This is a genomic window from Enterococcus sp. DIV0210g (assembly GCF_050559705.1).
GTDB lineage: Bacteria > Bacillota > Bacilli > Lactobacillales > Enterococcaceae > Enterococcus_B > Enterococcus_B faecalis_A.
Window position 1 is genome coordinate 429509 of sequence record NZ_CP187903.1, and the last position, 13534, is coordinate 443042.

General features: G+C 38.1%; 14 protein-coding genes and 1 pseudogene. 7 read left to right on the top strand and 8 right to left on the bottom strand.

Annotation, left to right across the window (positions count from 1 at the left end; translation table 11 throughout):
* Window positions 1–38: 38 nt before the first annotated feature.
* From IGI64_RS02110 to IGI64_RS02125, 4 genes are all read right to left on the bottom strand, one after another.
* Window positions 39–719: a hypothetical protein gene (locus IGI64_RS02110; RefSeq protein WP_429939337.1), complete on the bottom strand. Its 681-nt coding sequence runs from the start codon at window positions 717–719 to the stop codon at window positions 39–41.
* A gap of 281 nt (window positions 720–1000) precedes the next feature.
* Window positions 1001–1075 carry a type I toxin-antitoxin system Fst family toxin gene (locus tag IGI64_RS02115; protein WP_429940741.1) on the bottom strand — a complete coding sequence of 25 codons (75 nt, stop codon included), beginning with the start codon at window positions 1073–1075 and terminating at the stop codon, window positions 1001–1003.
* A gap of 317 nt (window positions 1076–1392) precedes the next feature.
* Window positions 1393–1491, bottom strand: a complete 99-nt coding sequence (locus tag IGI64_RS02120) for a type I toxin-antitoxin system Fst family toxin (RefSeq protein WP_429939338.1) — start codon at window positions 1489–1491, stop codon at window positions 1393–1395.
* A gap of 421 nt (window positions 1492–1912) precedes the next feature.
* On the bottom strand, window positions 1913–2446 hold the full coding sequence (locus IGI64_RS02125) for a hypothetical protein (RefSeq protein WP_429940785.1): 534 nt from the start codon (window positions 2444–2446) through the stop codon (window positions 1913–1915).
* Between the two features lie 34 nt (window positions 2447–2480).
* Between IGI64_RS02125 and IGI64_RS02130 the strand changes: the two are divergent.
* Together IGI64_RS02130 and IGI64_RS02135 are read left to right on the top strand one after the other, a co-directional pair.
* Window positions 2481–2825 (top strand): annotated as a pseudogene (locus IGI64_RS02130) (class II aldolase/adducin family protein); the annotation flags it as partial.
* A gap of 280 nt (window positions 2826–3105) precedes the next feature.
* Complete coding sequence (locus IGI64_RS02135) at window positions 3106–4416, top strand: glycoside hydrolase family 28 protein (protein WP_429939339.1); 1311 nt, start codon at window positions 3106–3108, stop codon at window positions 4414–4416.
* A 77-nt stretch (window positions 4417–4493) separates the two neighbouring features.
* Here the strand turns inward: IGI64_RS02135 and IGI64_RS02140 are convergent, their stop codons facing one another.
* Window positions 4494–5162 (bottom strand): CPBP family intramembrane glutamic endopeptidase, encoded by a 669-nt coding sequence (locus IGI64_RS02140; RefSeq protein ID WP_016623953.1) that lies wholly within the window; start codon window positions 5160–5162, stop codon window positions 4494–4496.
* 189 nt (window positions 5163–5351) lie between these two features.
* On the opposite strand from IGI64_RS02140, the gene groES reads away from it, so the two are divergent.
* Together groES and groL are read left to right on the top strand one after the other, a co-directional pair.
* Entirely contained in the window at window positions 5352–5636 is a 285-nt protein-coding gene (gene groES, locus IGI64_RS02145; RefSeq protein ID WP_016623954.1) for a co-chaperone GroES, read from the top strand.
* Window positions 5637–5669: 33 nt separating this feature from the next.
* Window positions 5670–7295 carry a chaperonin GroEL gene (gene groL, locus IGI64_RS02150; protein WP_016623955.1) on the top strand — a complete coding sequence of 542 codons (1626 nt, stop codon included), beginning with the start codon at window positions 5670–5672 and terminating at the stop codon, window positions 7293–7295.
* 61 nt (window positions 7296–7356) lie between these two features.
* Here groL and IGI64_RS02155 read toward each other — a convergent pair whose 3' ends face one another.
* Window positions 7357–7656, bottom strand: a complete 300-nt coding sequence (locus tag IGI64_RS02155; RefSeq protein WP_034861920.1) for a hypothetical protein — start codon at window positions 7654–7656, stop codon at window positions 7357–7359.
* 232 nt (window positions 7657–7888) lie between these two features.
* Here IGI64_RS02155 and IGI64_RS02160 point away from each other — a divergent pair, with 232 nt between their 5' ends.
* On the top strand, window positions 7889–9289 hold the full coding sequence (locus tag IGI64_RS02160) for a PTS sugar transporter subunit IIC (protein WP_429939340.1): 1401 nt from the start codon (window positions 7889–7891) through the stop codon (window positions 9287–9289).
* A gap of 191 nt (window positions 9290–9480) precedes the next feature.
* On the opposite strand, the gene IGI64_RS02165 is transcribed toward IGI64_RS02160, so the two are convergent.
* On the bottom strand, window positions 9481–10239 hold the full coding sequence (locus tag IGI64_RS02165) for a MerR family transcriptional regulator (RefSeq protein ID WP_429939341.1): 759 nt from the start codon (window positions 10237–10239) through the stop codon (window positions 9481–9483).
* Window positions 10240–10593: 354 nt separating this feature from the next.
* On the opposite strand from IGI64_RS02165, the gene IGI64_RS02170 reads away from it, so the two are divergent.
* Window positions 10594–10953 (top strand): DUF1827 family protein, encoded by a 360-nt coding sequence (locus IGI64_RS02170; RefSeq protein ID WP_034861923.1) that lies wholly within the window; start codon window positions 10594–10596, stop codon window positions 10951–10953.
* 169 nt (window positions 10954–11122) lie between these two features.
* Entirely contained in the window at window positions 11123–12145 is a 1023-nt protein-coding gene (locus IGI64_RS02175) for an alpha/beta hydrolase (RefSeq protein WP_429939342.1), read from the top strand.
* Window positions 12146–12216: 71 nt separating this feature from the next.
* On the opposite strand, the gene IGI64_RS02180 is transcribed toward IGI64_RS02175, so the two are convergent.
* Window positions 12217–13503, bottom strand: a complete 1287-nt coding sequence (locus IGI64_RS02180) for an adenylosuccinate synthase (protein WP_429939343.1) — start codon at window positions 13501–13503, stop codon at window positions 12217–12219.
* Window positions 13504–13534 lie beyond the last annotated feature (31 nt).

A 13534-nucleotide genomic window follows, 5' to 3' on the forward strand; every position in this document is an offset into this window, starting at 1 on the left:
AGATCTATAATAAATAGATCCTGCTTTTTTATTAAGTGTCATTCATTTGGTAAAACAATATCACCTGTATACTGTTCTAATTGGATCAAACGTTTTACTTGTACAGAATCACCGACATCTACTGACACCAGTTTCGTGCTGTTAAGAACTTTTTGGGCTTCAATTTTAAGTGTTTCAGCATCGGGTGTTCCATTTTGTGCATACGATTCCCAATATAAGTTGATTGGCACATTATAGACATTGATCGTTCCGTTATGATTACTTCCATAAGTCACAGAACCATCAAATCTGCGTCCGCCAGACAACTGGATGACGTCTTCTGGGAAAACAGCACTTCCGGGAATGGAGGGAACAATTGGTGTACCAGCAGGGATTCTTTGAATGTACAAAGTATCGAGTGCCTGATTTGCGCCAAGTTGTAACCAGATGCGAGCATATTCGATTTGATCGTCGGTATAGTTTGATAAGATTTCGTTTTCTGTTTCAACAGTAGTGCTTGTTTCTTCTGAAGTAGTTTGTAAAGTGCTAGTTGATGTTGAACTGCTTGTGGTTTCTTCATTTGTGGAACTAGAAATAATATTACTGCTTATTATTACTTCGCTTTCGCTAGAACGGGTTGCTTTATTGCTAACCTCTTGATTATTGTTGGCATCCTCGATAGTGCATCCTGACAAGAAAATAATGCCTATTAAAATAAATAGCAAAGCAGACTTTTTCATCGAACTTCTCCCTGGAAATAATTAATAAATAACTTTTCCTAAGAATAGTTTAACTTTTTAAGCCTGTCAATCAGAAAAAAAGTTGATTTTTCGGATGCACTGGTTAAGTCTGCATACGCAAAGTTGCAAGTATACCGTGAGGATGCTATAATTTAGATGCGAAACGAAATCATGACGAACACGTCAAACACCAAAAAGCCCTTCTACTGTGAATAGAAGGGCTTTTTTATGCGCTGATGCGACTACAGCGTTGGGGTTAGGGCAACTGCTTCAGTTATCCACTAATCATCTAACCAATGATCAACTAAAGTAAGAATTAGACCCACAAGAAGTGGAGCGATAACCAACGAAATCATTTGTTCGAACACAGCAAACACTCCCTCACAGGGCAGTTGCCATTAATAAGTATACCATTGAAACTTTTACTGGCAAAATCTGCTTCGATTCGCTTTATAAGCACTATAAAAAAGCTAAATAAAACTATACAATGAATGATTGAAGCTCTACACACAAAGTTGCAAGTTTACTGTGAGGATGCTATAATTTAGATGCGAAACGAAATTACAACAATCACAAGTAACACCAAAAAGCCCTTCTACTGAGAATAGAAGGGCTTTTTTATGCGCTGATGCGACTGCAGCGTTGGGGTTAGGGCAACTGCTTCAGTTATCCACTAATCATCTAACCAATGATCAACTAAAGTAAGAATTAGACCCACAAGAAGTGGAGCGATAACCAACGAAATTACTTGTTCAATCACAGTAACACCCACTCACAGGGCAGTTGCCATTATAAGTATACCATTGGAACTTTTACGGGCAAAATCTGCTTATTGCAACATAAAACCCTTCTATCAGCATTAAGCAGCAGAAGGGAAAAAAGGTTATTTATGTTTTATTTTGAGTTTTTATACTATCTAAAATAATCAAAATCAGTATGAAAAACAAACCCGATTTATATAGTTGACCGCCAGTTAACATATTGACAAACAATGAAATGCTTATTGCTAAAATAACAAATCGCAGCGCAGCTGAAATCGGATATTTCTTTATAAAAAGAGTTGATTTAGAGATCATCTAGTAACACTCCTTGACTTATAAATTTGCAAATATGATAGCTGCGTCTGTCGTTAGACTATTCTAAAGACAAGCACAGATTGTTGTTTTTGCTTAAAAATTATCGCAAATCTTTCCCTAGAGATTTTTACGTTTTTCTTCGATTTCTTTCATCAGATTTTTTATTTCTTGAGAAGGTTGCTGCGGTACTGCTTTTACGTCTTTTAAAAGAGTCTCAACTAAAGGTATGCCATTTTCTGCTTCTTTTTGCCACGATTTATCTTTCGAATTCTTCTCAAGGAGTATACCTGCTGCGCCGCCTAAATCATAAGATTCACTGTCAGCCAAACCATCTACGCGATCAAAATTTAAAGCATAATCTTTTTCCATTAATTCCTGATATTTTTGATAAACAGCTTCTTTGCTTGCGTTCATCCCAATAGTTGAACGCACGTTAACTGCTATATCAAAATAACGAGCTGTTCCTTCCAGAACATCGATTTCTTTAACTATTTCATAATCTTTTTTATGTTCTTTTTGATATTTTTCATACCAATATTTGGCAGCTTCCAAATGCTCTTTTTCTTTATCTGTCTCTATAACGGCTTTTCTCAGGCTGTTAATTAATTCGAGCCGGATTTGTCTTGCCTCTTTATTATTTACGAGTTCCATAACCTTTTCTTTATCGGTAGAGGCATTTTGCCAACTACCCTGTACACGTCAATTAACTGAAGAAGAAGTCAAGGATGCTTACGAAAAAAATACAGGCAAAGTCATTGTCGAAACATTTGAAGAAAAACGATTAAAAGTGAATGAAGTTCCTGGTGTGCTGGTTTATGGTCACGGGCCGTTTACTTGGGGAAAAACGCCTATAGATGCTGTAGAAAATAGTTTGATTTTGGATGAAATATGTTTAATGGCAAAAGAAAATGAAAAACTAAATCCTGCTATCCAAGAGATCCCAAAATATCTTTTAGATAAACATTATTATCGGAAACATGGTGAGAGTGCTTACTACGGACAAAAACAAGCAAACCAGTTTAAGATATAACGACAAACGAACACCCGCAAAAGCATATTTCACTGCTTTTGCGGGTGTTTGTTACTAAGTACAGGTTTAATTAAAAGCATATTTCAGACTCCTTTTAAAAATATCGTTGCCTTCCTTCTTCAAAAACCAAGATAATATAATTATCTATCAATATTGTGAATATAAAAACACATCGAAAGAGTTTATAATTTTTGAAAACGTTATCAAATCGTGCGGCATATAAATGGAAAAACAAATAATCAATAACATTTTATTTAATAAAGTATAAAGGTGAGTACTTATGGAAAAAATAATCAATGTTTTAACGTACCATCCAATGGCTGATGGGAAGACAAAAGACACAGAAGCCATCCAGCAAGCAATCGACGCTGGTGCAAAACAAAAACTTCCAGTAAAGTTTCCTGAAGGTGTTTATTTAGTCGGTTCATTGTTTTTAAGAGAAAACAGCCATTTGATTTTTGAAGAAGGAGCGGTATTGAAAGGAAGTCTTGATATCCATGATTATCCGGAAATCCCCACAAGAATCGCAGGCATAGAACTTTCATGGCCAGCAGCTATTGTAAATATCATCGAAATGAAAAATGTAAAAATCGAAGGTCCCGGATGTATCGATGGACAAGGAGAATATTGGTGGAATCTTTACTGGGGAAAGGATCAAAAAAGCGGACAACGAGCAATATATGATCAGCAAGGATTGCGCTGGTTGGCAGATTATCTTGTAAAACGTCCAAGAAATTGTTTAGTCTATCAGGCAGAAAACATAACAATAAATGATCTCTATCTGGAACGCTCCGGCTTTTGGAATCTCCAAGTAACTTACAGCAGAAACGTACACTTAGAAAACTTGACGATCCAAAACAATCACGGACCAAGTACAGATGGGATAGACATTGATTCTTCAACCGATATCCGCATAACTGGATGTTCTTTTGACTGCGGAGACGACTGTATTTCTATCAAATCCGGCAGAGACGGCGATGGACGACGCGTGAACAAGCCTTCAGAAAAAATAGAAATCGATCATTGCAAAGTATTGGGCGGATATGGCGTTACGATTGGAAGTGAAGTAAGCGGCGGAGTACGGGATGTTTTTATCCATGATATTGAATTTGACCATGCAGATTGCGGTATTCGAATGAAATCTTCGAAAGAAAGAGGAGGCTTCATTGAAAACATCAATGTAGAAAATCTGCGAATGACGAATGTCCAGTTTCCTTTTTCTTGGATCATGGACTGGCACAATGAATACAATCGGAAAAAAGTTACAGCAACAGATAAAATACCCCATCCGGAAATCTGGCACGTGGTTGCAGAAGAAATACCTGAGGAGCTGCAAATGACAAAAGTCCGAAACATCCATATCAAAAATGTACGTGCAACACTAGAAAAAAACGACCAGAAATCTTCACGCGCATTTGACTTAGTTGCTTTTCCAAACAAACCGATGGAAAAGATCCTATTTGAAGATTGCCAAATAGAAGCCGCAGAATTTGGCCGAATCGCAGCAGTAGAAAAGCTGGTATTGAAAAATGTAGAAATAAAAGTCGCTCAAACCAACAACCAGAACAATGATACTTTTGACAACCGATAAACAAAACACCGCCATCTCTTCACAATCAAACTGAAGAGATGGCGGTGTTTTTTATGAAAGGCTCTTTGAATTAAAAATCACACATTTATCCAACCATAGTGAAGAGCCAGTTGGACAAGAACGACCAAACTATTCATGCCGACGTGGGTAATCATCGAAGTCCAGATTCTGCCAGTTGATTTATATAAGAGACTAAAGAACGCACCTAAAAAGAAGTAAAGAAGCAAATGACCATCATTGTGTGCGACAGCGAAAAGAAGCGAACTGATGATCAAACCAACCCAGAAATTAGAATAACGAGCAACGATTCCCAAAATACTGCGGCGGAAAACCAATTCCTCCATGATTGGGCCAGCAATCGTCGTCGCTAAAATAAACGCTGGTGAAGTTAAAATCATTTTGATGATATCTTGCGTATTTTGTGATGGAGCGGTCTCTCCGAACAGCCAAACTTCCAACATGATTGCGATATTCTGTAAAATCAATGCAGCGAAGATCCCTAACAAACCGAAAAGAATGATTTTCCAAACAGAAGCTTTTTTAACTTCTGACTCTATCTTCAAAGGTTCTTTTTGCATAAAGTAAAAAACAAGTAACACAACTGCACCTAGACTGTAAGTCAATGTGGTAGCAGTAATCAAATCAGCTGCTGAATGGACCAGTCCTAGATAGCCTAGGATCAAAGGGGAAACAAACACAAGTCCATAGCAGAAAATACTCCAAAAACTGTATTTTTTCAGTGACATAAAATTCCTCCTTACTTATTAAATAGTATAGCATAATTGTTTACCCCCAGCACTTTGCCTAAAATAGAAAATCTTTGAACGAAAAGCTTGCAAAAAATAGAGAGAATGAGTATTATTAGAAACGTAGGTTAGCACTCTTGGTTAGAGAGTGCTAATAGATAAAAACTAGAGTTAACGGAGGGATTTATCGTGTTAAAACCATTAGGAGACCGCGTCATTATTGAAGTCGCAAAAGAAGAAGAAAAAAGTGTAGGTGGTATCGTTTTAGCTTCAACTGCTAAAGAAAAACCACAAACTGGTACTATCATTGCGGTAGGCGAAGGTCGTTTGTTAGAAAACGGAGAAAAAGTTCCTGCCGCTGTTAAAGAAGGCGACACAGTAATGTTTGAGAAATACGCCGGTACAGAAGTAAAATTTGATGGAAAAGAATATTTGATCGTGTCTGGAAAAGACATTATGGCAATTGTTGAATAAATACTAAAAAATTTATGATGAGGTGAATGGAACATGGCAAAAGAATTGAAATTTGCAGAAGACGCACGCGCTGCAATGCTTCGCGGAGTAGATAAATTAGCAGATACAGTAAAAGTAACATTAGGACCAAAAGGACGTAACGTTGTTTTAGAAAAATCATACGGTTCTCCTTTGATCACAAATGACGGTGTAACTATCGCAAAAGAAATCGAATTAGAAGATCATTTCGAAAATATGGGTGCAAAACTTGTTTCTGAAGTTGCATCAAAAACAAATGATATCGCAGGTGACGGAACAACAACAGCAACAGTTCTAACACAAGCAATCGTTCGTGAAGGCTTGAAAAACGTAACTGCCGGCGCAAACCCATTAGGCATTCGCCGCGGAATCGAATTAGCAACAAAAGCAGCAGTTGAAGAATTGCACAATATCTCTACAGTTGTAGATTCAAAAGAAGCTATCGCACAAGTTGCAGCTGTTTCTTCAGGTTCTGACAAAGTAGGTCACTTGATTGCTGATGCAATGGAAAAAGTCGGCAACGACGGTGTTATCACAATCGAAGAATCAAAAGGGATCGAAACAGAATTAGACGTTGTAGAAGGTATGCAATTTGATCGCGGCTACTTGTCACAATACATGGTTACAGATAACGACAAAATGGAAGCTGTTTTAGAAAATCCATACATTTTGATCACTGATAAAAAAATCTCTAACATTCAAGATATCTTGCCATTGTTGGAACAAATCTTACAACAATCTCGTCCATTGCTAATCATTGCAGACGACGTAGACGGTGAAGCATTACCAACATTAGTCTTGAATAAAATCCGCGGAACATTCAATGTAGTAGCTGTTAAAGCTCCAGGATTCGGCGATCGCCGCAAAGCAATGCTGGAAGATATCGCAATCTTGACAGGCGGAACAGTGATTACAGAAGACCTAGGATTAGATTTGAAAGATGCAACCATCGACAACTTAGGTAACGCATCAAAAGTCGTTGTTGACAAAGATAACACAACAATCGTTGAAGGTTCAGGCGACAAAACAGCGATCGAAGCACGTGTCCAATTGATCAAAAACCAAATCGCTGACACTACTTCAGACTTTGACCGTGAAAAACTGCAAGAACGCTTAGCTAAATTAGCCGGCGGTGTCGCAGTGGTAAAAGTCGGTGCTGCAACTGAAACAGAATTGAAAGAATTAAAACTACGTATCGAAGACGCATTGAATGCGACTCGTGCAGCGGTTGAAGAAGGTATGGTATCAGGTGGGGGAACTGCTTTGGTCAACGTGATTGAAAAAGTTTCTTCAGTAGAAGCTGAAGGCGACGTAGCAACAGGTGTGAAAATCGTTGTTCGTTCATTAGAAGAACCAATCCGTCAAATCGCTGAAAATGCTGGTTATGAAGGTTCAGTAATCGTCGACAAACTAAAAAATGTCGAACTTGGAACAGGATTTAACGCTGCAACTGGCGAATGGGTAAACATGGTTGAAGCAGGAATCGTTGACCCAACAAAAGTAACTCGTTCAGCATTGCAAAATGCAGCTTCTGTATCTGCATTATTATTAACAACAGAAGCAGTTGTAGCAGACAAACCAGAACCACAAGCACCAGCAGCACCAGGAATGGATCCATCAATGATGGGCGGAATGATGTAAAATCATCCCTTTAAACAAAAAGACTCGTCTCAGAATCGAGACGAGTCTTTTTTATTTACGTTTAAATCGTTGAAAAAACAACCGAATTGATGTCTAAATAATTCAAGATATATAGAAACAAAACCGCACCGTTGATCAAAAAAGAAAAGACGATAATGGCATATCTTATTGTAAAATATGGATAGCCTTTTGGTCGAAAATTCGTGAATTTTTTGCCGCGATAGATGAAAACAAGCAAAAGCAGCAGGATGACCATTACGCCTTGAAAAATAAGACCAATATATCTTAGAGCAGGATTATGGACCTGCATAAAGTAAGCACCCATAGTCAAAAGATCGATAATAATAGCAAAAAATGGCAAGTAAATCCCTCCTTTTCCGTAATGATACAATAGAACTCTTCCAGAAGATAGTGACAATATTGTTCGTTTAATGTTAGATAGACCAATAGGAAATGAATCAAAAAATGGATAAATAATAAAAAAATGAGATAGTAAGTTCCAATTTTTTATGTTAAGATTTCCTTAACATTATAATGTATGCGCTTTCTAGAAGGTGAGGAAGAAAAAATAAAAAAACAGGAGGAAGGTTTGGATGAATGGTTTGATGAGTTGGATGGAAAAGTATATTTTGCCTGTCGCTACAAAGGTTGGTTCTGAGAAACACTTAGTCGCTTTGAGAGATGCGTTTATTGGTACGATGCCAGCAACAATGGCTGGTGCGGTCGCTGTGTTGCTGAATGCATTTATGCGTGATTTCCCAAATACATATTTGGGGCCGGAAAATGCTATTACTGCTTTTTTTCGACCGGTTATTGGCGTCAATGGGCTGATTTGGAATGGAACACTTGCTGTGATGGCGGTCGTTTTTGCGTTATCTTTAGGTGCAAATTTGGCGAAAGCTTATGAAGTAGACCCAGTATCTGGAAGTATTGTATCGCTAGTTGCCTTTATTATTGGATTGCCAGATAGTGCTTCGGCTGTTTTGTCATTGCCAGCAGCGTTATCGCAAGAAGCGGCGGACATGATTACCGCAGCGGGAGGTGTTTTGGAAAGTGCTGATGGGGGTCAGACACTGACATTAGGTGCATGGGGGTATTTCAACTTTGGCCGTTATATGGGCGGGTCAGGTCTCTTTACTGCCATGATTTTTGGTTTTATCTCTGTTCTCATTTTCTCTTTTTTGATCCGAAAAAATATTATTATTCGGATGCCTGATTCTGTTCCGCCTGCGGTCTCAAAAGCGTTTGCCGCTATCATACCAGCAGCTGTTGCTCTTTACACAGTGGGTGTCATCCATTACTTATTTAGAGAAGCAGCTGGCGTACCATTGATCGACTGGATTTCTGAAGCGATCCAAGCGCCATTGATGCAACTGTCTCAAGGGTATGGAGCTGTCTTTATCATTGTTCTGCTCGTTCACGTTCTCTGGTTCTTCGGTTTGCATGGTACCAATATCATGTCTCCAGTTTTACAGACTTTATATGGCACTGCGATGGTCGAAAATACCAATGCGTTTCAAAATGGCGATAAGATCCCGTTCAAATGGGTCGCTGGTTCGTTTGAAGCATTTGTTTGGCCTGGCGGAGCGGGAGTCACGCTTGTATTGATCATTATGATCTTGGTTCTTTCGAAACGGGCTGATTATAAATTGGTCGGGAAATTAGGCGCTGCTCCTGGAATTTTCAATATCAATGAACCTGTTATGTTTGGTTTGCCAGTCGTATTGAACCCAGTATTGATGATCCCCTTTATCCTGGCTCCTCTGGCTACGGCAACAATTGCTTATTTTGCTACCGTTGGCGGATTAGTGGACCCGGTAGTTGTGAATGTTATTTGGGTAATGCCGACGATCATCAGCGGATTTTTAGCGACTGCGGGCGATTGGCGGGCAATTGTTCTGACACTCGTCAATCTAGCTGTCGCAGCAGTGATTTGGGCACCGTTTATCTTAGCTGCTAATAAAATCGATCCGAATTTAGGAGAACCAGAATAGAAAAGGTCTCCCCTAACTAAAAATATCCGAACGATAATTGGTTTGCTTCTGCATTTTAGCAATTCCTTGTCATAAATAAGGCAAGGGATTTTAACCAAAAAATCGTTCGGATATTCTTTTTTCTGATGTTCAAAAAAGTTTACTTGAAAATAAATCAATTAGTTTACTAAAACAGTCAATTGGTCAATCTTCTACATAGCATAACGATTAATAATCTTGTTCAATGCATCCGCAGCACCGTTGCCAATACGGTCATTGTAATAAGAAGCAAAGCGTTCATCTGCCACATACATTTCTCCTAGCCCTTTATGAGCTTCAGGCGCGTAAGAACCCCAACTGAAAGATAACCATTTTTTGTGTAATTGAAAGATCTCTTTCGCCAAATTGCTTTCGATGTCTGGTTCTTTTAGATAGCCAGAAAGTTTTACAAAGAGTTCTTGTTCTGTCTGCTGCATTTCTTGGAAATCTTCTTCACTCATTGCTCCCCATTTTTTATTAGAGGCTTCGACTGTTTCTTTGCCGTATTTTTCACGGATTTCTTGTCCATATTTCTCTTCATTTTCTTGTAACTTTTGTTTCTTGAATGCTTCGAATTTTTCTTCGCTGCTCATGTTTCTCTCTCCTTTGTGATGGTCAATCGTATGTTGGATATTCGTCAAGAGGGCATCTAACTGTTCTCTTTTTTTCAGCAGCAGTTGTTTTTGCTCTTCAAACGATTGGATCTTGTCGAATTCTTTGTTATCTAACAGTTCACGAATCGTTTCTAATTTAAAGTCTAGCGAACGATAAAACAAAATCTGCTGCAGGCGGTCGATCTCATTTTCTCCATAGATGCGGTATCCGGAAGAATTGATTCTTGCTGGTCTGAGAAGTCCGATTTCATCGTAAAATCGTAATGTTCGTGCACTAACACCCGATAATTGTGTCATCTTTTTGATCGTATATTCCATTTTTTAACCTCCTGACATCATTAAGGATAACCCTTGACGTAACGGAAAGGTCAAGGATAAAATAAATAAAAACACTATTAATTTTATGTTATAATATAATTATAACGAACGAAAGAAAAAATAGACGGAAACTATTTTTTCAAATAGAAACGGTGTTGAAAAAATAAGTGTTAGTGACAAGAAAAGGTAACATTTTGAATGGAAATAATTTAAAAACCACTTTATGAAAACGATTGCTTTCTAAAGGCGGAGGAATATTTAAATGTTTTGTTTCAAAAACCTGTGAGACTTTTTCTTGTCAATGATGCAAGGAGCCGTTTCAAAAGAACTGAATCAAATGAAAAGAGGGATTTTATGAAATTAGTCGAAACACCAATCAATACAAACCTTACCATTAAAACTTTCTATCCGAAAGTCGTGGATTTTTTCTTAGGTGATGCCAACATCAAATACTACAAATTTTACGCTTTAGATCGTACGCAAATCCTTTATGCAGATACCTATGATAAAGAAGAACTGATCATGATCAATTCGAAAAAGAAAATCACCAAACAAGAAATCGATTATGCGATTCGCCGTATTTTGAAAAGTACACGTGAAGAAGCGGAAGTCCATGTCGGGGTAAAACAACAAATGGAGCGACTTGGTATCCAATTTACACGCCCAAATAAAGATATCGTGATCATCGCGAAAGAAAAAGAATCAGAAAGCTGATCTATTTCTTTAAAGAAATCGGTAAAGTTTTTTATCAAATAAGAACTGTTTCTTTCAAAATCCTATTATTTATCAAAATACAGAGAAATTATAAAGAAATTTGACAAACAAATGCTTGTTTTTTTGTTATAATACGAACGGATCAATCAAGAGGAACGGAGCGGACAGTTTGAAAAAGTTTTTAAAAATAATTTCTTGGATAATAGGTGTTTTGTTAGGTATCGCTTTATGTATCTTCATTGCTTTCGAAGTATCACCGAGACCAGGTGTTTTCGTTATCAAAAAAGCTTTTGAGGAACAAGATAAAGTGACAGAGGTAAAAAGCTATAACGAAAATAAAGAGAAAGTGACAAAAATCAGCGATATCGCATATAAATCAGAATATAAAAAGAACCAGTTAGATATCTATTATCCAAAAGGTACGGAAGAAAAATTGCCAGTGATTTTTTGGGTGCATGGCGGCGGTTACGTGGCTGGAGACAAATCAGGGATGGAAGAATTTGCGTTGAGGATCACTTCTCAGGCGAAAGTTGCGGTTGTTTCTGTGAACTACGAATTAGCACCAGATTTAGAATATCCTGGTCAAGTAAAACAAGTGGATGAAATGTATCGTTATTTGAGTAAACAGAAAAGCAAGTATCCAATGTTGGATTTCGACCATGTATTTTTTGGCGGAGACAGCGCTGGGTCTCAAATCGCGTTACAGTATGCAGCCATCCAAACAAATTCTGAGTATGCGAAACAGATGAAAATGGATCAAGTGGTAAAACCGCAGCATATTATAGGAACGATTTCCTATTGCGGTCCAGTAGACTTAAAGCAGACAGCGAACGAACATTCAGATGACCGATTTTTGAAATTTTTTGTAAAAACAGTCGCATGGTCACTGATTGGAGAAAAAGACTGGAAAAACAGTCCGCAGCTGCTGGAAGCTAGTTTAGTTGATCATGTAACGAAAGATTTTCCGCCTACCTATATCACAGACGGGAATGCTTTTTCATTCCAGAAGCAGGGAATTGCTTTTGCAGATAAATTAAAACAGCTGAATGTTCCTGTACAGACACTCTTTTATGATGGAGAGAATAAAGTCATTACCCATGAATATCAATTTGATTATACGACACAGGAAGCTGAAACTTGTTATCAGCAGACAGTAGAGTTTATCCAACAGCAAATCAGCAGGGCGACTTAAAGATCATCCATAGAACAAAAGCGCCGCCGAATCATTTTCGGCGGCGTTTTTTTTATATTTATATAATGTTGTTATTCCCAGATTGGTTTCATAAAAGCTGTTTTTTCTCGTTCTGGTCCAACTGAAAAAGTCGCGATTTCAACACCAGCTAGTTGGGCGATTCGTTCAACATAGTGTTGGGCATTTTTAGGGAGTTCTTTAAATGTCTGACATTCAGTAATATCTTCAGACCAACCAGGAAGCTCTTCATAAATAGGGGTGCAGCGGCTTAAATCTTTCAAACTAGCAGGATAGTGTTCGATTTTTTTGCCATCTAATTCATAAGCAGTACAAATTTTCACTGTTTCTAACCCGCTGAGTACATCAATAGAATTTAACGATAACTCGGTAATTTCAGAGACACGTTTTGAATGTCTGATAGCTACAGCATCAAACCAGCCGATTCGGCGCGGACGTCCAGTATTTGTCCCATATTCATGAGCGACTTCACGGATATGGTCGCCGATTTTGTCGGTTAATTCGCTTGGGAAAGGACCTTCGCCAACGCGGGAAGTATAGGCTTTGCAGACACCGACGACTTTATCTATTCGAGATGGTCCGATTCCGCTACCACTTGCAACGCCGCCAGCAGAAGCATTAGAAGAAGTCACATAAGGATAAGTACCATGATCGATATCAAGCATGACTGCTTGGGCACCTTCAAACAAGACTTTTTTATTACTATCTAAGGCTTGGTTTAAGAGAACAGATGTATCGGTGACGTATTGTTTTAGCTGCTGGCCATATGCGTAATATTCTTCAAAAAGCGTTTCTGCATCCATTGCAGGCTGATTATAGATTTTTGTAAATAGTTGATTCTTTTCTTTTAAATTATCAATTAAGCGTTCTTTAAAGACATCTTTATCCAACAACTCATTCATTCGAATACCTATACGACTAGCTTTGTCGATATAAGCAGGACCGATACCATTGATCGTCGTACCGATTTTTTTATTTCCTTTTGCTTCTTCTTGCAGACGATCCAATTCGATATGATAAGGTAAGACAACGTGTGCGCGATCAGAAATACGAAGATTATCTGTCGAAATACCGTTGTTTTTTAAATATTCAAGTTCCTTGATCAAAGATTTAGGATTTACTACCACACCATTTCCGATAATGCTTAATTTAGAAGGGTAGAAAATACCTGATGGAACAAGCCGCAGCTTGAAGTTTCTTTCTCCTAACTGGATTGTATGACCAGCATTGTCTCCACCTTGATAACGAGCAATAATATCTGCGTCTTTACTCAAAAAGTCCGTGATTTTTCCTTTTCCTTCGTCGCCCCATTGTGTGCCAATTACTACTATTGCAGTCACGCTAAACACCTCACTATGATTGATTACTGAA

What these genes read in the sequence shown, in the direction of transcription:
- groL (WP_016623955.1), top strand. Translation starts at nt 5,670, where the DNA reads ATGGCAAAAGAATTGAAATTTGCAGAAGACGCACGCGCTGCAATGCTT.
- IGI64_RS02125 (WP_429940785.1), bottom strand. Translation starts at nt 2,446, where the DNA reads ATGGAACTCGTAAATAATAAAGAGGCAAGACAAATCCGGCTCGAATTA.
- IGI64_RS02165 (WP_429939341.1), bottom strand. Translation starts at nt 10,239, where the DNA reads ATGGAATATACGATCAAAAAGATGACACAATTATCGGGTGTTAGTGCA.
- IGI64_RS02110 (WP_429939337.1), bottom strand. Translation starts at nt 719, where the DNA reads ATGAAAAAGTCTGCTTTGCTATTTATTTTAATAGGCATTATTTTCTTG.
- IGI64_RS02170 (WP_034861923.1), top strand. Translation starts at nt 10,594, where the DNA reads ATGAAATTAGTCGAAACACCAATCAATACAAACCTTACCATTAAAACT.
- IGI64_RS02135 (WP_429939339.1), top strand. Translation starts at nt 3,106, where the DNA reads ATGGAAAAAATAATCAATGTTTTAACGTACCATCCAATGGCTGATGGG.
- IGI64_RS02160 (WP_429939340.1), top strand. Translation starts at nt 7,889, where the DNA reads ATGAATGGTTTGATGAGTTGGATGGAAAAGTATATTTTGCCTGTCGCT.
- IGI64_RS02140 (WP_016623953.1), bottom strand. Translation starts at nt 5,162, where the DNA reads ATGTCACTGAAAAAATACAGTTTTTGGAGTATTTTCTGCTATGGACTT.